The following is an 18581-nucleotide window of genomic DNA, read 5'->3' on the forward strand; positions in this document are numbered from 1 at the left end:
AAGCCCGCACATCGACCCCCGCACATATGCACAGACATTTCAAACATCTCACGCTTCTGTGCATTGTAGTGAGCGATTTGCGCCCCCAGATCGGTGTCATCGGCAGCAGGCCCGCTGCCAACAAACTGAAAAGACACCGACCCTGAAAGGAACTTGAAAATGAAAACCCTCGCACTGACCACCGCCCTGATCGCTGGCCTGACCGCTCCGGCCTTTGCCAACAACTTCAGCATCGTCGACGCCGACCGCGACGGTCAGGACCGTCTGGTCTATGACCTGCCGGAAAACAATGTTGCGCTGTCGACGGCGAACTCGCTGAACCCCGTTGCCAGTGCCATCGCCGCTGACATCGTGGCCAATGGCGACGAGTTCGAACGCTCGACCGGCCGCGGCGTGACGCCGACCGTTTACGTGACGGATGGCGAGTACAACCCCGAAGACTTCCGCTCGGGCTCGAACTCGTAAGCACTAGCGACATGCAAGACCAAAACGGGGGCCGTGATCGGCCCCCGTTTTTTAATGTCTGCCATGCGGCCCGATCAGTTGACGATCATCGCCTCGGTCGCGGCGCGCAGCTCTTCCTCGATCACGCCATCGGCCAGTTCAACAAGCTTCAAGCCGCCCTCGACGACGTCCAGGACACCCAGATTGGTGATAATGCGGTCGACCACGCCCTTGCCGGTCAGCGGCAGGGTGCATTCATGCAGGACCTTGCTGTCGCCATGCTTGTTGGTGTGGTCCATCACGACGATGACGCGGCCCACGCCCGCCACCAGATCCATCGCTCCGCCCATGCCTTTCACCAGCTTGCCGGGGATCATCCAGTTGGCTAGATCACCTTTTTCGTCGACCTCCATCGCGCCCAGGATCGCCGCCGCGATCTTGCCGCCGCGGATCATGCCGAAGCTGGTGGCGCTGTCGAAGTAAGACGTCCGGCGCAGTTCGGTGATCGTCTGCTTGCCGGCGTTGATCAGGTCGGGGTCTTCCTCGCCCTCGAACGGGAAGGGGCCCATGCCCAGCATACCGTTTTCCGATTGCAGCGTGATGTCCTTGTCGCCCACATAGTTGGCGACCAGCGTCGGGATCCCGATCCCGAGGTTCACATACATGCCGTCTTCAAGCTCGTCCGCCGCGCGCGCGGCCATCTGGTTGCGGTCCCATGCCATTGATCAGTTCCTCCGTCCTATCTCTATGCCGTATCCGGCACGTTTTCCAGAATGTCCATTGACACGGCCTGCAACATCTTCAGGCCGAAATCCGCGTTCATGTGCCGATGATCGGCAGTGTCCATGCCGCCGCCACCGATATGGGCTGCATCACGGCTGAAATCGGCGTTTGTTCCAAAGGGCGCTGCGACCGTATCGGCGGGTTGGGGCAGCCAGCGGTAACCGGCGCCTTCGACCGCGCTGGAAACCGCTTTTTGCCAGTACTCAAACAAAACGGGCGCATCGGGATGGGCCATGAACGCACTCAGGGCGCGTGCCGGGGCGTACTCCTCTGACCGCGCTGCAATTGACACGGCCGGATAGGGGGCGTCTGTTAGGATATAGTTGCGGTTTTGGCCCAAACAGTTCGTCACCAGGGAAAGCTCCCGGGCCACCAACTGATCGATACACGCCTGCGCGAATGCTTCGGAACAGTGCAATGCCTTGCCGGTGTCGGACCCTTCCAGAATATCATGGTCCATCAACAGCCAGGCCAGATCGCTCAGACTGAAGCGAAATCCGACAACCAGGATATGGTCGAACGTCGTCAGGTCGATCGTCCGTGCACCGTTGACGTTTTCGATAAAGTCGCGATCGACGCGGGAACGCAGATGAGGCGCGAAAACCCCGCGCTTTCCCACGCGTCCCAAGCGGAAATTCGGGGCGGCCATTGCAAAAAAAGACAGCTCGATATCGCGGCATTCCGCACAGAAGGCCCCGGCGGCCTGCTTCATCGCTGCAACATGTGAGCTGCCCAGAACAAGAAGTCGGCTCATTTGTTGAACGCCTCCAGCAGGGCTTCCTCGCACACCAGATCTTCGTCCTCATCGGGCGATGCGGCGATTGCGGGTGCGGTTTCGCCGTCAATGTCTTCTCCGCCATGGGCCGCCAGAAAGGCCCGCATTACCCGGCGCACGCCCCGCGCGCTGACGGTGCGCATGTTTTCCTCGAAGAAAGACCCTTCCGAAGGATGCGCGGCAATGATCTCGTAGGACGGGAAATAATCCACATCCTCGAAATCCTCATACAGTTCGCCAGCCACCGCACGCAGGACCGATTTCGAATAGATTGTCGCCGGCAGGACATGCTGTCCGCTGGCTGTGGCGGTCAGCGGTACCGGCGACACGGTCAGTAGGAAACGCATGTCAGGATTGACCGCGCGCACCAAATCTCGCAGCGCCAAGAAGTCCTCTCGGATTTCTGCGGCGCGGAAATTGACAAAGCCGAATATTGTATCGTCCATCTCCCCGGCAATCGTACCAGGGGCGGTCGGATAGACCGTGCCGCTTTCGATATGCTGCCAAGCTTCTGTCAGACCCAACGTAAAAACGATCAAACCGGCTTGCGAGAGCGCTTCGCGTATCGCGGCCAAATGGGCGGTTCGAGCGGTTTTCACCAGCTCTGGTGAGGCCAGGCCCGCAGGTTCGACTGACGGCCGCATCGCGTCGAAGAAACGGCCATCGCGCTCCCAGACCGGCTCGGCAGGTTCAAAAACGCCCTGTGACTCACGCAAAAGTTGCAGGAACTGGCGCATCGTATAGATGTTGCCGTAACGCGCGGAATAGAGCCCGTAGCCGAATTTCTGACTTAGCGCGACGTAACGGTTGGCGATCCTGTCCGGCAACGGCTCGGTGTCGATGACATTGAAGCCGTTGCGCACCAAGGCACGCCCGACATGTTGGGCAAAACAGCTGCCGGCGGTCAAGACAGGCAGGTCACGCGGTATCGCAAAGCGCGCTTGGTAGAGCCCGGCCGGGGGAAAACGCCGCACTTCAGAGACGCCGGTGCGCCAGAAGGCACCCGGCTCCAGACCCTCATAGGGCGAACTTGTCATATCGCGTCCCGTCCTGCCATCACTTTGACCGTGTGGTGCGCTGTTCGATCCGTTTCTCGTGGTCGCCCTGGATCAGGCGGTGCACATAGATGCCGGGCAGGTGGATGTGGTCGGGGTCCAGTTCGCCGGGCTCGACGATCTCTTCGACCTCCATCACGCAGACCTTGCCGCACATGGCCGCGGGCGGGTTGAAGTTGCGCGCGGTCTTGCGGAAGATGCAGTTGCCGGTCGTGTCGGCCTTCCACGCCTTGACGATGGCCAGATCGGCAAAGATGCCTTCCTCCAGCACGAAGGTCTCGCCGTTGAAATCCTTGTGCTCCTTGCCCTCGGCCACCACGGTGCCGACGCCGGTCTTGGTGTAAAAGCCCGGGATGCCGCAGCCGCCGGCGCGCATGCGCTCGGCCAGCGTGCCCTGCGGGTTGAATTCCAGCTCCAGTTCGCCCGACAGGTATTGCCGCATGAATTCGGCGTTTTCACCCACATAGGACGACATCATCTTCTTGATCTGCTTGGTGTCCAGCAGCTTGCCCAGTCCGAACCCGTCGACCCCGCAATTGTTCGACGCGATGGTCAGGTCCCTGACCCCGCTGTCCACGATCGCGTCGATCAGCAGTTCGGGAATGCCGCACAGGCCGAAACCGCCGGCCGCGATGAACATTCCGTCGGACAACAGCCCGTCGAGCGCTTCCGCGGCCGAGCCGTAAACTTTCTGCATATTGTCACTCCTCCAACAGCGTATCGGCAATGTTGTGCCGCGCTGCAGAAGCAGAGTCAACAAAGCCCGGACGTCGCGTCAGATCACCCGCACCTGGGTCCCGATCGGGGCCAGTTGGTACAGCTCGGCGATCTTCTCGTTATAGAGCCCGAAACAGCCGTCCGAGGATTTGCGCCCGATCTTGCGGGTGTCATGGGTGCCATGGATGATATAGGCGGGCCAGCTCAGGTACATCGCGTGGGTGCCCAGCGGGTTTTCCGGGCCCGGCGGCACCGGTTTCCAGTCGGGGAAGCGTTCCAGCTGCGACGGCGTGGGCGTCCAGGACGGGCCGACCTTCTTGCGCACGATTTCGGTATAGCCGCGCTTGGTCAGCTCGTCGGTCTTGGGGACCGATGTCGGATAGATCCGGTAATCGGTGCCGTCTGCGGACCAGTAATGCAGCGCGCGCGAGACACTGTCGCAGACGATGCAGCCCTTGCCCAATTCGCTGAAATGGTCGCGCCAATCCTGGCTGGAGAAGCTGGAAACGTTGTGGCGGCTGGAATCCGCGGGCAGGGTCTGTGCCCGCAGGCTGGCGGGCACAAGGGCGGTGGCGCCGATGCCTGCGATCAGGTGACGGCGGCTCAGGTTGAGGTTTTTCATATCTCTACTTCTGTTCGCGTGTTTCCCCCCGCCGCAGGGTCGCATTGGCGGGGCGGTCTTGACCAATCACATATGGTTGAAGCCGAATATGTAAAGGTCGGGGCGCGCCTCAGGTGTCCTTGTCGGCGGCTTTCTTGGTGGTTTTCTTCGCGGTTTTCTTGGCGGCGGGTTTCTTCGCCGCTTTCTTGCCGCCGCCCTTCTTGGCCGCCTTTTCCGCGATCAGCGCGACGGCCATTTCCATCGTCACATCGGCGGGTTCGACATCCTTGGGCAGGGTGGCGTTTACCTTTTCCCACTTCACATAGGGGCCATAGCGGCCCTCCATCACGTTCACCGGCCCGCCGCTTTCGGGGTGTTCGCCCAGTTCCTTGAGCGGCTTTGCGGCGGCGCGGCTGCCCCGGCGGCCCGGATTGGCGCGCTTTTCGGCCAACAGCTCGACGGCGCGGTTCATGCCGATCTCGAACACGTCATTGGGGTCTTTCAGATTGGCATAGACCGGTTTCGCCTCGTCCGGCAGCTGGTGCATCACATAAGGCCCGTAGCGGCCGAAATTCGATGTGATCATGCCGCCTTCGGGGTGATTGCCGATCTCGCGCGGCAGCGACAGCAGGGTCAGTGCCTTGTCCAGGTCCATATCCGCCGCTTCCCAGCCCTTGGGCAGGCTGGCGCGGGGTGGTTTGGGGGTGTCCTCGGTCGGCTCGCCCTTTTGCACATAAGGCCCGAACCGGCCCACGCGCAGGGTGATCTCGTCCTCGCCGTCATGGCCCAGAACCTTGCCGTCCAGCTCCGCCGTGCCGTCATCGCCACCGGGCGCCGACAGCGGCCGGGTATAGCGGCATTCGGGATAGTTCGAACAGCCGATGAACGCCCCGCCGGACCGCGCGGTCTTCAGGTTCAGCCGGCCCGCGCCGCATTTGGGGCAGACGCGCGGATCGCTGCCGTCTTCGGTGGGCGGGAACAGGTGCGGGGCCAGCACCTCGTCGATCTTGTCCAGAACCTCGGAAATCCGCAGATCCGCGGTTTCGGCAATGGCGGCGGAAAAATCGCGCCAGAACCGGTCCAGCACATTGATATAGTCGCGCTCGCCCGCCGACACGTCATCCAGTTCGGATTCCAGGTTGGCGGTGAACTCGTAACCCACGTATTTGCGGAAATAGTTGCTCAGGAACGCCGTCACCAGCCGGCCCTTGTCCTCGGGGATCAGGCGGTTCTGTTCCTTGCGCACGTAACCGCGATCCTGGATCGTGGTCACGATGCTGGCATAGGTGGACGGGCGGCCGATGCCCAGCTCTTCCATCTTCTTGACCAGCGTCGCCTCGGTATAGCGGGGCGGGGGCTGGGTGAAATGCTGTTCGGGCGTGACCGAGCGTTTGTCGGCGGGCTCGCCTTGCATGATCTGGGGCAGGCGCTTGTCGTCATCGTCGACAACCACGTCGTCGCGGCCTTCCTCGTAGACCTTCAGGAACCCGTCGAACAGCACCACCTGGCCGGTGGCGCGCAGGGCGACCTGGCCGTCGCTGCTGCCGATATCGACCGTGGTACGCTCCATCCGGGCGGCTTCCATCTGGCTGGCCAGGGTCCGTTTCCAGATCAGGTCGTAAAGCTTGCGCTGGTCGGCATCCGTCACCTTCAGGCTGGCCGCGTCGCGGGTCATGTCGGTGGGGCGGATGCATTCATGCGCTTCCTGCGCGTTCTTGGCCTTGTTCTTATAGATGCGCGGGCTGTCGGGAACGTATTCGTCGCCATAGCGGTCCTTGATCGCGTCGCGCGCCGCGCTCACGGCCTCGGGCGCCATGTCGATCCCGTCGGTCCGCATATAGGTGATGTGCCCGGCCTCATAAAGCCGCTGTGCCAGGCTCATGGTTTGGCGCGCGCCGAAGCCGAACTTGCGGCTGGCTTCCTGTTGCAGGGTCGAGGTCATGAAGGGCGCGCTGGGATTGCGGCTGGCCGGTTTCGCCTCGACCGATTGCACGGTCAGATCGCGGCTCTGGACCGCCTGCACCGCCAGTTCGGCGGCGGTGCCGTTGGCGATATCGTATTTGTCCAGCTTCTTGCCGCCCAGAACCGTCAGGCGGGCTTCGAATTCCTGACCGCGCGGGGTGGCCAGCACCGCCTTGACCGACCAGTATTCGCGCGCGCGAAAGGCCTCGATCTCCATCTCACGCTCGACGATGAGGCGCAGGCAGACCGATTGCACCCGCCCCGCCGATTTCGCGCCGGGCAGCTTGCGCCACAGGACGGGCGACAGGTTGAAGCCCACAAGATAATCCAGCGCGCGGCGCGCCAGATAGGCATGCACCAGCGCCTCGTCGACCTGGCGGGGGTTCTTCATCGCCTCGGTCACCGCCGATTTGGTAATGGCGTTGAACACCACGCGGCTGACCGGCGTGTCCTTCTTGATCGCCTTGCGCTTACGCAGCGCTTCCTCCAGGTGCCAGCTGATCGCCTCGCCCTCGCGGTCGGGGTCCGTCGCCAGGATCAGCGCGTTGTCGTCCTTCAGCGCATCGGCGATCGCCTTGACATGCTTGCGCGAGTCGTTGGCGATTTCCCAGGTCATCTCGAATGCGTTTTCGGTGTCGACCGAACCGTCCTTGGGCGGCAGGTCGCGCACATGCCCATAGGACGCCAGAACCGTGAAGTCGTCGCCCAGATATTTGTTGATCGTTTTGGCTTTCGCTGGGGATTCGACAACAACAACGGGCATGGAATTCCTTTCGACTCAAGGCCGGGTCACCGGCGGCGCTAGATGTGGGCCATAAAGGGAAAATGTCAATCCGCCCCGTGCAGTCGGGTCGGTCTGCCCCTTCGGGGCAAGAAAATACCGGCTGGCCGGACGGGGCCTCAGACAGTGCGGGACAGCAGCCCGCCGGGCTGGCGGATGATCTGGCCGTCCAGTTCCAGCGTGACCAGTTCCGCCGCGACCGCCTGAGCCGGCAGGTTCAGATCGCGGATCAACTGATCCTCGGCCAGCGGGGTGGGGCCCAGCCGGTTCAGGATCTGGCCGTGCAGCTGCGCGATGTCGGTCAGGCGTGGGGCTGTGCGTTCCGGTGGGGGCGGCGGGATGTCGGCCTGTGGCGGCGGGGCAGGGGCGTTGTCCTGCAATGCCTCGATCACGTCTTTGGCGCCACGCACCAGCCCCGCGCCATCGCGGATCAGCATGTTGCAGCCCGAGGCGCGCGCGTCATAGGGGTGGCCGGGCACCGCCAGCACCTCGCGCCCCTGGTCCAGCGCATCGCGCGCGGTGATCAGGCTGCCGGAACGCGCCGCGGCCTCGACCACCACGACCGCGCGGGCCAGGCCCGAGATGATCCGGTTGCGGCGCGGGAAGTGGCGGGCCTGCGGTTGCAGCCCGGGGGGCATTTCGCTGACCAGCAGCCCGTTCTGTGCGATGTCGCGGGCCAGATCGGCGTTTTCACGCGGATAGATCACGTCGATCCCGCCCGCCACCACGGCAATCGTGCCGCTGTCCAGCGTGGCCTGATGCACGGCGGTGTCGATGCCGCGTGCCAGCCCCGAAACGGTGACCTGATCGGCGGCGCCCAGATCGGCGGCCAGCTTGCGCGCCATCCGAATGCCCAGCGACGAGGCATTGCGCGCCCCCACCAGTGCGACGGTGGGGCGCTGCAACAGGTCGGCCCGGCCGCTGATCCACAGAAGCGGCGGCGCGTCGGACAGATCGTGCAGCAGCGCGGGATAGGCGGGCATGCCATGGGCGATCAGCGTGGCCCCGGCGGCGCGTCCCCGGTCCAGTTCGCGCAGCGCATCGTCGCGGGCAAAGGGCGCATAGTCCTTGACCCCGGCAGTGCGGGCAATTTCGGGCAGGGCGTCCAGCGCGGCATCGGCAGAGCCATGTTCGGCCATCAGCCGATAGAATGTCGTCGCGCCGACCCGGCGCGACCGAATGAGCCGGAGCCACTGAACCAGCGACTCCTCCTGAGTGGGTGGTGCGAGGGGGTGGGTGGAAGAATCTGTAACCACGGGTCCTGCTGCTCCGGCTCATTCGTGGGAACAGTCTTGGCGTCACAGGGTTAACAGGTGGTGAACGAATGCGCGGGCCGCGGAAATTTTCGCGGCGGGGGCCGGTTCAGCCCGCCAACCCCTTGGTCATTTTCAACAGGGGCAGGGCAAAGGTGCCGTGGGCGGTGTCCAGCACCGCATCGGTCATGCCCGCATCGCGCCAGCCCTGTCGGGTGTAAAAGGCAACCGCGCGGGCGTTTTCGGGCACCACGATCAGCCAGGCGGCACGGTGCCCGGCCGCGGCGATTCGCGCGGCGCCGTCCTGTAGCAAAGCGCCCGCCACGCCGCTGCCCTGCGCCGCCTGGGCGACATAGAGTTGATAAAGCTCATCGCCGCGCACTGCGCACAGGCCCTGTGGCGCGCCGGGCGGGCCGATCACGCGCAGCGCATCGCGCAACCCGGGCAGGCGGGCGGTGAAATCGCCGATGGTGCGCAGCGCGGTCAGCGCGGGCGGCACATGGGCGGCATGCGCCCGGTGCCAGCCGTCATGCCAAAGCCGCGCCAGCGGGGCCAGATCGGCATCGACGACCGGGCGCGGGCCGGGGATCATGCCGCCGAGCCACCGACCGTCAGCCCGCCGATCATCAGCGTGGGCTGGCCCACACCCACCGGCACCCATTGGCCGTTCTTGCCGCAATTGCCGATACCGGGGTCAAGCGCCATGTCGTTGCCGATGGCGCGGATCTGCTGCATCGCGGTCGGCCCGTCACCGATCAGCGTGGCGCCCTTGACCGGCGCGCCGATCTGGCCGTTCTTCACGCGATAGGCCTCGGTGCAGGAGAACACGAACTTGCCATTGGTGATGTCGACCTGCCCGCCGCCGAAGCCCACGGCATAGATCCCGTCCTTCAGGTCGGCGACGATGACCTCGGGCGTGGCGTCGCCGCCCAGCATATAGGTGTTGGTCATGCGCGGCATCGGCGCGTGGGCATAGCTTTCGCGCCGCCCGTTGCCGGTGGGGGCCACGCCCATCAGCCGCGCGTTCTGCCGGTCCTGCATATAGCCCACAAGGATGCCGTCCTCGATCAGGGTGGTGCGGCTGCTGGGCGTGCCCTCGTCATCGATGGTGATCGAACCGCGCCGGTCGGGGATCGTACCGTCATCCAGCACCGTGACGCCGGGGGCCGCCACGCGCTGGCCCATCAGCCCGGCAAAGGCAGAGCTGCCCTTGCGGTTGAAATCACCCTCCAGCCCGTGGCCCACGGCCTCGTGCAGCAGCACGCCGGGCCAGCCGGGGCCAAGCACCACATCCATCACGCCCGCCGGGGCCGGTTCCGCATCAAGGTTCACCAGCGCGATGCGCAGCGCCTCGCGCGTGGTGTCCTGCCAGTGGGTGGGGTCGATCAGCCCGGTCAGGCCGGTGCGCCCGCCGCCGCCATGGCCACCGGATTCGCGGCGGCCGTTTTCCTCGACGATGACGGACACGTTCAGCCGGGTCATCGGGCGCGTGTCGCTCAGCAACTGGCCATCTGGGCGCAGGATGAAGACCTCCTGCAAAGATGCCGCCAGCGTGGCCGAAACCTGTACCACGCGGGGGTCCAGATCACGGGCAAAGGCGTCGATCTCGCGCAATGTCTCCAGCTTTACCGGGAATTCGGCATCGCCCATCGGGTCACGGTCGCCATAAAGCCTGGTGTTGGTGCGCGCAGGCGGCGTGCCCAGCGTGCCGCCGCCATCGCCCACCGCCAGGCGCACGGTCTCGGACGCCCGCCGGATCGCGGTTTCGCTGATCTCGGTCGAATGGGCGTAGCCCGTGGTCTCGCCCCGCACGGCGCGCAGGCCGAACCCCTCGACCGCGTCATAGGCGGCGTTGCGCACCCGCCCGTCATCGAAGCTTAGTACCTCGGACCGGCGGCGTTCCAGGAACAGCTCGCCATCGTCGGCGCCGTCGGTGGCGGCACGCAGCGTGTCCAGCGCGGCGTGCTGGTCGATCGTGTCGGAAAAGGGCTGAAAACCTGTCTGGGTCATGGGGCTGTCCGAAAACCTGTCTTTGATATAGATCAATTTCGCGGCCCTATGCCGCATGTCTTTGGCTTGTTTCTTCCGGTCCAATATGGTTTTTGGGGCGCGGGAGCACAACGGTTAACCGATGACTCGGACCAATCGTGCAGCGGCCTTTGGTCGCGACGTGAACAGGGAATGACTATGCGACTTTCGAATTTGCTTTTCGGGCTTGGTGCCGCAACCACCGGTGTATTCACTGCCGCCGCAGCAATGGCGCAGGACAATCTGCAGGGATTGCCGGTGATCGGCAAGCCGACCGATCGCGGCATCGGCTTTCAGCCGGCGGCGACCGAGCTGGCGCAGGATGCGCAATGGCTGGACGGTTTCGTGCTGGTCATCATCACCGCGATCTGCGTGTTCGTGACCGCGCTGCTGGTGATCTGCATCGTGCGTTACAACAAGCGCGCCAATGCCGAGCCCGCGCGGTTCACCCACAACACCCCGCTGGAGGTCGCGTGGACCCTGATTCCGGTGCTGATCCTGATCGTCATCGGCTCGATCTCGCTGCCGATCCTGTTCAAGCAGCAGGAAATCCCCGAAGGCGACATCGTGATCAAGGCCACCGGTTATCAGTGGTACTGGGGCTATGAATACCCGGCGAACGAATTCGGCTTCGACAGCTATATGCTGGCCAAGGAAGAGTTGGCCGATTACGGCTACGACGAATCCGAATACCTGCTGGCCACCGACACCGCCATGGTCGTGCCCACCGGCAAGAAGATCGTGGTGCAGGTCACCGGCGCCGACGTGATCCATTCCTGGACCATCCCCGCCTTCGGCGTGAAGCAAGACGCCGTTCCCGGCCGCCTGGCACAGCTGTGGTTTGAGGTGGATGAGGGCAAGGAAGGCATCTATTTCGGCCAGTGCTCGGAACTGTGTGGCAAGGATCACGCCTATATGCCGATCACGGTCAAGGCCGTGACCCAGGCCGAATACGAAGCCTGGCTGGATGGCGCGATCGAGGAATATGCGGGCAAGCCGCGTGATCTGACCGTCGCATCGAACCAGTAAGCCAATCGGGGCAGGGGCCGCATTGGCCCCCCGCCCGCCAGGGACGCCATCATGACCGACAGCACAACCCTTCTGGATCACACGCAAGAGGCCCGGTTCGGCGACTATATCGCGCTGCTGAAGCCGCGCGTCATGTCGCTGGTGGTGTTCACCGCGCTGACCGGCCTGCTGGTGGCGCCGGTGTCGCTGCACCCGCTGGAAGGGTTCGCCGCCATCCTGTTCATCGCCATCGGCGGTGGTGCGTCGGGCGCGCTGAACATGTGGTGGGACAGCGATATCGACCGGATCATGCGCCGCACCCAAAGCCGTCCGATCCCGTCGGGTCGCGTCGACCGGGACGAGGCGCTGGCCGTGGGCCTGGCGCTGTCGGGGATCTCGGTCGTGATGCTGGGGCTGGCGGCCAACTGGGTCGCCGCCGGGCTGCTGGCATTCACCATTTTCTTCTATGCCGTCGTCTATACGATGTGGCTGAAACGCTCGACCCCGCAGAACATCGTGATCGGTGGCGCGGCGGGGGCGTTCCCGCCGATGATCGGCTGGGCCGCGGCCACGGGCGGGATCAGCGTGGAAAGCGTGCTGATGTTCGCGCTGATCTTCATGTGGACGCCGCCGCATTTCTGGGCGCTGGCGCTGTTCATGAACGACGACTACACCAATGCCAAGGTGCCGATGCTGACCGTGACCCACGGCCGCAAGGCGACGCGCCTGCACATCCTGGTCTATACGATCCTGCTGGCGCCGCTGGCGCTGGGCATCGCCGCGACCAGCATTGGCGGGCCGCTTTACCTGGCCGTGTCGCTGGTGCTGAACGCCGTCTTCCTGGCTGGGGCGCTGCGCCTGTGGCGCCGGGACGAGGGCCTGGCCGGTGCCGACAAATACGCGGCGGAAAAGAAGTTTTTCCGCTTCTCGCTGATCTATCTGTTCATGCATTTCGTCGCGCTGCTGGCCGAGGCCGCGCTGCGCACCGCTGGGATGGGGGGATGGTGATGGCCCTGAAAGCCGAACACGACCTGCACAAGCGCCGCTTCGGGCGCAACCTGGGGCTGGGCATCGTCCTGGCCGGGTTCGTCGCGCTGGTCTTTGGCCTGACCGTGGTCAAGGTCTCGAATGGCGACAGCATGGAGGCCTTCGATCACACCGCGCGCCCCGGCCTGACCGAGGGGACCGGACAATGAGCGATACACCCAACACCAAGCGCACCGTGCGCCAGCTGCTGACCGTGGTTTTCGTCATGGGCGCGCTGGCCTGGGCATCGGTGCCGCTTTACGACCTGTTCTGCCGCGTCACCGGCTTTGGCGGCGTGCCCGCGATTGCCGATGCGGGCGCCGACCGGGTGCTGGACCAGACGATCAAGATCCGCTTCGATGCGTCGAAAGAGCGCGATTTCCCGTGGGAATTCAAACCCGTCGCGCATGAGATGGACATCCGCATCGGCGAGACCGGGCTGGCGTTCTATGAGGCATACAACCCCACCGACCGGCCGATTGCGGGCACCGCCAGCTATAACGTCGCGCCGTATGAGGCCGGGGGCTTCTTTACCAAGATCGACTGTTTCTGCTTCGAATTGCAGGTGCTGCAACCGGGCGAGCGGGTGCAGATGCCGGTCAGCTTCTATGTCGATCCCGACATGGTGACCGACCGCGACGCAAAATACGTGCATACGATCACGCTGAGCTATACTTTTCACGAAACCGATCTGCCGGAAGAACAGGCCAACCTGTCAAAGCCGGCGGACACAACCACGTTTAACTGACGTCTCAGGCGAGGGAACGCGACTATGGCGCATGAGAAAAACCACGACTATCACATTCTGAGCCCCTCGATCTGGCCCTTTGCCGGGTCCGTCGGGGCGTTCGTCATGCTGTTCGGCGCCGTCATGTGGATGCATGGCAACGGCGTCTGGATGTTCCTGATCGGCCTGGTGGCGGTCCTGTACACCATGTTCGCCTGGTGGTCCGAGGTCGTGGCCGAAAGCCGCATCGGCGATCACACCCCCGTGGTGCGGATCGGCCTGCGCTATGGCTTCATCCTGTTCATCATGTCCGAGGTGATGTTCTTCGCGGCCTGGTTCTGGAGCTTCTTCAAGCACGCGCTGTACCCGATGGACCCCGATGGCATGAGCCCGCTGGTCGATGGCCAATGGCCGCCCGCGGGGATCGAGACCTTTGACCCCTGGCACCTGCCGCTGATTAACACGCTGATCCTGCTGTGCTCGGGCGCGGCGGCGACCTGGGCGCACCACGCGCTTGTGCATGAAAACAACCGCAAGGACATGCGCAACGGCCTGATCCTGGCGATTGCACTGGGCGCGATCTTCACCGTGTTCCAGGCCTATGAATACAGCCACGCGGCCTTCGGCTTCTCGGGCAACATCTATGGTGCGAACTTCTTCATGGCGACGGGCTTTCACGGCATGCACGTGATCATCGGCACGATCTTCCTGTTCGTCTGCCTGCTGCGGCTGATGAAGGGGCACTTCACCCCCGAAAAACACGTCGGCTTCGAGGCCGCCGCCTGGTACTGGCACTTCGTCGACGTGGTGTGGCTGTTCCTGTTCGCGGCGGTCTATATCTGGGGTGGCTAAGCGCCCGCCAGCACGCTAGAAAACGCGAAAGTGCGGGGGCTTCCCCCGCGCTTTTCATTTGAGGGGACGACATGCGGCGATACCTGTTTCCTTTGGTGATCGGGATCTGTGGCGCGGCGGTGCTGATATCGCTGGGCCTGTGGCAGCTGCGCCGGCTGGAGTGGAAAGAGGCCTATCTGGCCGAGATCGAAGCGCGGATCGGCGGCACCCCCGCGGCGCTGGCCACCACGTTCGACCCCGAAACCGACCGGTTTCAGCCGGTCGCGGTTGCGGGACGTTTCACCGGGGACCAGTTGCGGGTGTTGTCGGGGGTCAAGGGCATCGGCCCGGGCCACCGGATGATCGCGGGGTTCGAGACCGATACCGGGCGGCGCATCCTGATCGACCGGGGCTTCCTGCCGCAACAGGCGCCGGGCGGCACCCCGCCCGAAGGCGCGGTTCAGGTGACCGGCAACCTGCATTGGCCGCGCGAGGCCGACGAATTCACCCCCGACCCGGACCTGAAGGCCGATCTGTGGTTCGCCCGCGACGTGCCCGCGATGGCCGCACATCTGGGGACCGAGCCGGTGCTGATCGTCGCGCGTCAGGTGTCGGGGGACAATGGCGATGTCCTGCCGCAGCCGGTCGATACCTCTGGCATTCCAAACGATCATTTGGAATATGCACTGACCTGGTTCGGGCTGACGATCGTCTGGCTGGGGATGACAGCGCTGCTGATGTGGCGTATCAGGCGGAAAACGGTGTAAGGGCAGGCAGATGCGCTATGTATCGACACGGGGCAACGCCCCGGTTCTGAGTTTCGAAGAGGCGATGCTGACGGGTCTGGCCCGCGATGGGGGCCTGTATGTGCCCGAGACCATCCCTCAGATCAGCGCTGACGAGATCGCCGCGCTGGCCGGCCAAACCTATGAAGAGGCCGCCTTTCGCATCATGCGCCCCTTTATCGGCGATGCCTTCACCGATGCCGAGTTTCGCGCCATCATCGACCGCGCCTATGCCGGGTTCCACCACGCCGCCCGCGCGCCGCTGGTGCAGCTGGCGCCGAACCATTTCCTGCTGGAGCTGTTCCACGGCCCCACGCTGGCCTTCAAGGATTTCGCGATGCAGCTGATCGGTCAGCTGTTTCAGGCCGCGCTCAGCCGGTCGGGCAAGCGGGTGACCATCGTGGGCGCGACCAGCGGCGATACCGGCTCTGCGGCGATCGAGGCGTTCCGCGGCCTGTCGAATGTCGACGTGTTCATCCTGTTCCCGCATGGCCGGGTTTCCGAGGTGCAGCGCCGCCAGATGACGACGCCGTCCGAGGATAACGTGCACGCGCTGGCCGTGGATGGCGATTTCGACGATTGCCAAGCCAAGCTGAAGGACATGTTTAACCATTTCGAATTCCGCGATGCCGTGGGGCTCGCCGGTGTGAACAGCATCAACTGGGCGCGGGTTCTGGCGCAGGTGGTCTATTACTTCACCTCGGCCGTCAGCCTGGGCGCGCCGCAGCGCAAGGTCAGCTTTACCGTGCCCACGGGCAATTTCGGCGACATCTTCGCGGGCTATATCGCCAAGCGCATGGGGCTGCCGATTGACAAGCTGGTGGTCGCCACCAACCAGAACGACATCCTGCACCGCGCGCTCAGCTCGGGCGGGTACGTGACCCAAGGGGTGACGCCGTCGATCAGCCCGTCGATGGATATTCAGGTCAGCTCGAATTTCGAACGGGCGCTGTTCGATGTCTATGACCGCGATGGCGCGGCGGTGGCCCAGCAGATGGACGAGCTTAAGCAAACCGGCGGCTTCCAGATCAGCCAGGGTGCGTTGCAGCGGTTGCAGGATATCTTCGCCTCGGGCCGCGCGTCCGAGGAGGAAACCTCCGCCACCATCGCCCGCGCCTTTGCCGAAACCGGCGAGGTTCTGTGCCCGCACAGCGCCGTGGGCGTCAAGGTGGCCGGCGAACAACCCGTCAGCGCCACGCCGATGATCACCCTGGCCACGGCGCATCCGGCCAAGTTCCCCGCGGCGGTCGAGGCCGCGTGCGGCGTGCATCCCCCCCTTCCCAATCGCATGGCAGACCTGTATGAGCGTTCAGAACGCGTGACACGGGTTCCCAACGACCTGGCCGCGATTGAAGACATTATTCATGAAAGGCGCGCCCATTGAGCGTTCAGCTGCACAGGCTTTCCAACGGATTCCGCATCGTCACAGAACACATGCCGTCGTCCAAGTCGGCCTCGCTGGGGATCTGGGTGACCGCCGGGGGGCGGCATGAGCGGTTCGAACAGAACGGCATCGCGCATTTCCTGGAACACATGGCCTTCAAGGGCACCAAGAAGCGCACCGCGCTGGAGATCGCCGAAGAGATCGAAGATGTGGGCGGCTACATCAACGCCTATACCTCGCGCGAGATGACGGCCTATTACGCCCGCGTGCTCGAGGCGGACGTGCCGCTGGCGCTGGACGTGATTGCCGATATCGTGCTGAACCCGGTTTTCGACCCCGCCGAGATCGAGATCGAGCGCGGCGTGATCCTGCAGGAAATCGGTCAGGCGATGGACACGCCAGACGACGTGATCTTCGACTGGCTGCAAGAGGCCGCCTTTCCCGGACAGGCCCTGGGCCGCACCATTCTGGGCCCCAGCGAACGTGTCAGCGCGTTTTCGCGCGACGATCTTTATGGCTTTGTGCGTGAACATTACGCGCCGGGTCAGATGATCCTGTCGGCCGCCGGGGCGGTGGACCATGACGAGATCGTGCGCCTGGCCGAGGCGCTATTCGGCCATCTTCCGGCGGTGACCCATGTGCCCGCCGATCCCGCGCAGTTTTCGGGCGGCGAGCGGCGCGAGCACAAGGCGCTGGAACAGGCGCATTTCGCGCTGGCCTTCGAAAGCCCGGGTTATCGCCATCCCGACATCTATACCGCCCAGATCTATGCCACGGCGATGGGTGGCGGCATGTCCTCGCGGCTGTTTCAGGAAATCCGTGAACGCCGGGGGCTGTGCTATTCGATCTTCGCCCAGGCGGGTGCCTATGCCGATACCGGGCTGATCACGCTTTATGCCGGCACGTCCGAGGCGCAATTGCCCGAACTGGCGCAGCTGACCATGGCCGAGATGTTCCGGTCGGCCGACACGCTCAGCCCGGCCGAGATCAACCGATCCCGCGCGCAGATGAAGGCGGGGCTGCTGATGGGGCTGGAAAGCCCGTCGAACCGGGCCGAACGGCTGGCGCGGCTGGTGGCGATCTGGGACCGGGTGCCGGAACTGGAAGAGACGATTGCCAATATCGACGCCGTCACCACCACCGATGTGCGCGACTTTGCGGGGCGGATGCTGACCGACGGCAAATCGGCGCTGGCGCTTTACGGCCCCATCGCCAATGCGCCCGAGCTGGAGGCGCTGCAAAAGGGTCTGGCGGCCTGATGCTTTCGCGGCGGCGCAAGGTGCGGATCGAAACCGCACGCATGACCCTGCGCCCGCCGCAACATGCCGATTTTCGCGCCTGGACGGCGCTGCGCCGGGCCAGCCGCGATTTCCTGACACCGTGGGAACCCGCCTGGGCCGACGATCACCTGAGCCGCAAATCCTTTACCAACCGGGTCTATTGGGCGCAGCGCGCGATCAGCAACGGCACCGCCGTGCCGCTGTTCCTGGTCAAGCGCGATACCGAGGATCTGCTGGGCGCCGTCACGCTGGACAATATCCGGCGCGGGCCCGCGCAATCGGGCACGCTGGGCTATTGGGTGGGGGCGCATCACGCGCGCCAGGGCTATATGCGCGAGGCGATTGAATCGCTGGTCTTCTATGCGTTCAACCAGATCGACATCAGCCGGGTCGAGGCCGCCTGCCTGCCGGAAAACGCCGCCTCGCGCGGGGTGCTGGAAAAATGCGGCTTCAAGTACGAGGGCGTCGCGCAGAGCTATCTGCAGATCAACGGGCGGTGGCGCTCACACGTGCTGTATTCCAACCTGCGCGGGGATCGGCGCGGGCGCACCGATATCGGCTAGGACTTCTTCACGAATTTCGTCAGGATGACGATGCGCTGACCTTCGACGCGGCCCTCGATCTGTTCGGGGTTGTCAGGGACCAGCGCGATATTGCGCACCGCCGTGCCGCGTTTGGCGGTGAACCCCGCGCCCTTGACCGGCAGATCCTTGATCAGCACCACCGTATCGCCCACCGACAGGACCGCGCCGTTGCTGTCGTGATGCACGATATCGGGTTCGGTGGACAGGTCTGCCTCGGCCGCGGCCAGAACCTCGGGCTCCAGATAGGCCATTTCCAGTGTCTCGCGCGCCCAAGGGGCCTGCGGCAGGGCCTTGAGCAGACGATAGGCGGTGATCTGCACCGGGGCCTCGGTGCTCCAGATCGCCTCGGTCAGGCAGTGCCAGCGGGGGTGGTCCGTCGGCCCGTTTTCGACCCCGGCCCGGCAATCGGCGCACAGAGCGATCACATGGTCGGTTGCAGCCACGGGCGTTTCGGTTGCAGGTTCGGCGGAACACAAGGCACATTGCGCCATGAAGCCATCCTTTCGGGCAGTGGGGCAGGGCAGGTGCGTCCGGGCTAAGCCCTTGCCAGACAAATG

General features: G+C 64.4%; 20 protein-coding genes. 10 read left to right on the plus strand and 10 right to left on the minus strand.

Annotation, left to right across the window (positions count from 1 at the left end; translation table 11 throughout):
• Nucleotides 1–159 precede the first annotated feature (159 nt).
• Nucleotides 160–465, plus strand: a complete 306-nt coding sequence (locus tag CLM60_RS08580; RefSeq protein ID WP_095587995.1) for a hypothetical protein — start codon at nt 160–162, stop codon at nt 463–465.
• A 74-nt stretch (nt 466–539) separates the two neighbouring features.
• Here CLM60_RS08580 and CLM60_RS08585 read toward each other — a convergent pair whose 3' ends face one another.
• The 9 genes from CLM60_RS08585 to tldD all read right to left on the minus strand — a co-directional run bounded on the left by CLM60_RS08585 (nt 540) and on the right by tldD (nt 10381).
• Nucleotides 540–1166: a 3-oxoacid CoA-transferase subunit B gene (locus CLM60_RS08585; RefSeq protein WP_095588761.1), complete on the minus strand. Its 627-nt coding sequence runs from the start codon at nt 1164–1166 to the stop codon at nt 540–542.
• Between the two features lie 23 nt (nt 1167–1189).
• On the minus strand, nt 1190–1981 hold the full coding sequence (locus CLM60_RS08590) for a hypothetical protein (protein WP_141246484.1): 792 nt from the start codon (nt 1979–1981) through the stop codon (nt 1190–1192).
• The gene (locus tag CLM60_RS08595; RefSeq protein WP_095588763.1) at nt 1978–3039 is read right to left on the minus strand and encodes a GSCFA domain-containing protein; all 1062 of its coding nucleotides are present in this window, start codon (nt 3037–3039) and stop codon (nt 1978–1980) included. The genes CLM60_RS08590 and CLM60_RS08595 overlap by 4 nt, the downstream gene beginning before the upstream one ends.
• Nucleotides 3040–3058: 19 nt before the next feature.
• On the minus strand, nt 3059–3754 hold the full coding sequence (locus tag CLM60_RS08600; RefSeq protein ID WP_095588764.1) for a CoA transferase subunit A: 696 nt from the start codon (nt 3752–3754) through the stop codon (nt 3059–3061).
• A gap of 78 nt (nt 3755–3832) precedes the next feature.
• A complete protein-coding gene (locus tag CLM60_RS08605; protein ID WP_095588765.1) occupies nt 3833–4396 on the minus strand; it encodes a L,D-transpeptidase in 564 nt (187 codons plus the stop codon).
• 109 nt (nt 4397–4505) lie between these two features.
• The gene (gene topA / locus CLM60_RS08610; protein WP_095588766.1) at nt 4506–7100 is read right to left on the minus strand and encodes a type I DNA topoisomerase; all 2595 of its coding nucleotides are present in this window, start codon (nt 7098–7100) and stop codon (nt 4506–4508) included.
• Between the two features lie 137 nt (nt 7101–7237).
• Entirely contained in the window at nt 7238–8374 is a 1137-nt protein-coding gene (dprA, locus tag CLM60_RS08615; RefSeq protein ID WP_095588767.1) for a DNA-processing protein DprA, read from the minus strand.
• 106 nt (nt 8375–8480) lie between these two features.
• Nucleotides 8481–8963 carry a GNAT family N-acetyltransferase gene (locus CLM60_RS08620; protein WP_176473832.1) on the minus strand — a complete coding sequence of 161 codons (483 nt, stop codon included), beginning with the start codon at nt 8961–8963 and terminating at the stop codon, nt 8481–8483.
• On the minus strand, nt 8960–10381 hold the full coding sequence (gene tldD, locus CLM60_RS08625) for a metalloprotease TldD (protein WP_095589306.1): 1422 nt from the start codon (nt 10379–10381) through the stop codon (nt 8960–8962). Before tldD ends, CLM60_RS08620 begins: the two co-directional genes overlap by 4 nt.
• A gap of 177 nt (nt 10382–10558) precedes the next feature.
• Between tldD and coxB the strand changes: the two genes are divergently transcribed.
• From coxB to CLM60_RS08670, 9 genes are all read left to right on the plus strand, one after another.
• Entirely contained in the window at nt 10559–11428 is an 870-nt protein-coding gene (gene coxB, locus CLM60_RS08630) for a cytochrome c oxidase subunit II (protein WP_095588769.1), read from the plus strand.
• Between the two features lie 51 nt (nt 11429–11479).
• Nucleotides 11480–12415, plus strand: a complete 936-nt coding sequence (gene cyoE, locus CLM60_RS08635; RefSeq protein WP_095588770.1) for a heme o synthase — start codon at nt 11480–11482, stop codon at nt 12413–12415.
• Nucleotides 12415–12603: a hypothetical protein gene (locus tag CLM60_RS08640; protein ID WP_095589307.1), complete on the plus strand. Its 189-nt coding sequence runs from the start codon at nt 12415–12417 to the stop codon at nt 12601–12603. Before cyoE ends, CLM60_RS08640 begins: the two co-directional genes overlap by 1 nt.
• Complete coding sequence (locus CLM60_RS08645) at nt 12600–13181, plus strand: cytochrome c oxidase assembly protein (RefSeq protein WP_095588771.1); 582 nt, start codon at nt 12600–12602, stop codon at nt 13179–13181. The genes CLM60_RS08640 and CLM60_RS08645 overlap by 4 nt, the downstream gene beginning before the upstream one ends.
• Nucleotides 13182–13205: 24 nt before the next feature.
• A complete protein-coding gene (locus CLM60_RS08650) occupies nt 13206–14012 on the plus strand; it encodes a cytochrome c oxidase subunit 3 (RefSeq protein WP_095588772.1) in 807 nt (268 codons plus the stop codon).
• Nucleotides 14013–14083: 71 nt separating this feature from the next.
• On the plus strand, nt 14084–14758 hold the full coding sequence (locus tag CLM60_RS08655; RefSeq protein ID WP_095588773.1) for an SURF1 family protein: 675 nt from the start codon (nt 14084–14086) through the stop codon (nt 14756–14758).
• 10 nt (nt 14759–14768) lie between these two features.
• Nucleotides 14769–16160 carry a threonine synthase gene (thrC, locus tag CLM60_RS08660; protein WP_095588774.1) on the plus strand — a complete coding sequence of 464 codons (1392 nt, stop codon included), beginning with the start codon at nt 14769–14771 and terminating at the stop codon, nt 16158–16160.
• Entirely contained in the window at nt 16157–17419 is a 1263-nt protein-coding gene (locus CLM60_RS08665) for a M16 family metallopeptidase (protein WP_095588775.1), read from the plus strand. The genes thrC and CLM60_RS08665 overlap by 4 nt, the downstream gene beginning before the upstream one ends.
• Nucleotides 17419–18003 (plus strand): GNAT family N-acetyltransferase, encoded by a 585-nt coding sequence (locus CLM60_RS08670; RefSeq protein ID WP_095588776.1) that lies wholly within the window; start codon nt 17419–17421, stop codon nt 18001–18003. The genes CLM60_RS08665 and CLM60_RS08670 overlap by 1 nt, the downstream gene beginning before the upstream one ends.
• On the opposite strand, the gene CLM60_RS08675 is transcribed toward CLM60_RS08670, so the two are convergent.
• Nucleotides 18000–18515, minus strand: a complete 516-nt coding sequence (locus tag CLM60_RS08675) for an alkylphosphonate utilization protein (RefSeq protein ID WP_095588777.1) — start codon at nt 18513–18515, stop codon at nt 18000–18002. The two genes, CLM60_RS08670 and CLM60_RS08675, sit on opposite strands and share 4 nt — an antisense overlap.
• Nucleotides 18516–18581: the final 66 nt, after the last annotated feature.

The organism is Actibacterium ureilyticum, from assembly GCF_002285435.1.
Taxonomy (GTDB): domain Bacteria; phylum Pseudomonadota; class Alphaproteobacteria; order Rhodobacterales; family Rhodobacteraceae; genus Actibacterium_C; species Actibacterium_C ureilyticum.

Excerpts from the sequence above, each read along its gene's own strand:
- CLM60_RS08580 (WP_095587995.1), top strand. The coding sequence starts at position 160 with ATGAAAACCCTCGCACTGACCACCGCCCTGATCGCTGGCCTGACCGCT.
- CLM60_RS08585 (WP_095588761.1), bottom strand. The coding sequence starts at position 1,166 with ATGGCATGGGACCGCAACCAGATGGCCGCGCGCGCGGCGGACGAGCTT.
- CLM60_RS08590 (WP_141246484.1), bottom strand. The coding sequence starts at position 1,981 with ATGAGCCGACTTCTTGTTCTGGGCAGCTCACATGTTGCAGCGATGAAG.
- CLM60_RS08595 (WP_095588763.1), bottom strand. The coding sequence starts at position 3,039 with ATGACAAGTTCGCCCTATGAGGGTCTGGAGCCGGGTGCCTTCTGGCGC.
- CLM60_RS08600 (WP_095588764.1), bottom strand. The coding sequence starts at position 3,754 with ATGCAGAAAGTTTACGGCTCGGCCGCGGAAGCGCTCGACGGGCTGTTG.
- CLM60_RS08605 (WP_095588765.1), bottom strand. The coding sequence starts at position 4,396 with ATGAAAAACCTCAACCTGAGCCGCCGTCACCTGATCGCAGGCATCGGC.
- topA (WP_095588766.1), bottom strand. The coding sequence starts at position 7,100 with ATGCCCGTTGTTGTTGTCGAATCCCCAGCGAAAGCCAAAACGATCAAC.
- CLM60_RS08620 (WP_176473832.1), bottom strand. The coding sequence starts at position 8,963 with ATGATCCCCGGCCCGCGCCCGGTCGTCGATGCCGATCTGGCCCCGCTG.
- tldD (WP_095589306.1), bottom strand. The coding sequence starts at position 10,381 with ATGACCCAGACAGGTTTTCAGCCCTTTTCCGACACGATCGACCAGCAC.
- coxB (WP_095588769.1), top strand. The coding sequence starts at position 10,559 with ATGCGACTTTCGAATTTGCTTTTCGGGCTTGGTGCCGCAACCACCGGT.
- cyoE (WP_095588770.1), top strand. The coding sequence starts at position 11,480 with ATGACCGACAGCACAACCCTTCTGGATCACACGCAAGAGGCCCGGTTC.
- CLM60_RS08640 (WP_095589307.1), top strand. The coding sequence starts at position 12,415 with ATGGCCCTGAAAGCCGAACACGACCTGCACAAGCGCCGCTTCGGGCGC.
- CLM60_RS08645 (WP_095588771.1), top strand. The coding sequence starts at position 12,600 with ATGAGCGATACACCCAACACCAAGCGCACCGTGCGCCAGCTGCTGACC.
- CLM60_RS08650 (WP_095588772.1), top strand. The coding sequence starts at position 13,206 with ATGGCGCATGAGAAAAACCACGACTATCACATTCTGAGCCCCTCGATC.
- CLM60_RS08655 (WP_095588773.1), top strand. The coding sequence starts at position 14,084 with ATGCGGCGATACCTGTTTCCTTTGGTGATCGGGATCTGTGGCGCGGCG.
- thrC (WP_095588774.1), top strand. The coding sequence starts at position 14,769 with ATGCGCTATGTATCGACACGGGGCAACGCCCCGGTTCTGAGTTTCGAA.
- CLM60_RS08670 (WP_095588776.1), top strand. The coding sequence starts at position 17,419 with ATGCTTTCGCGGCGGCGCAAGGTGCGGATCGAAACCGCACGCATGACC.
- CLM60_RS08675 (WP_095588777.1), bottom strand. The coding sequence starts at position 18,515 with ATGGCGCAATGTGCCTTGTGTTCCGCCGAACCTGCAACCGAAACGCCC.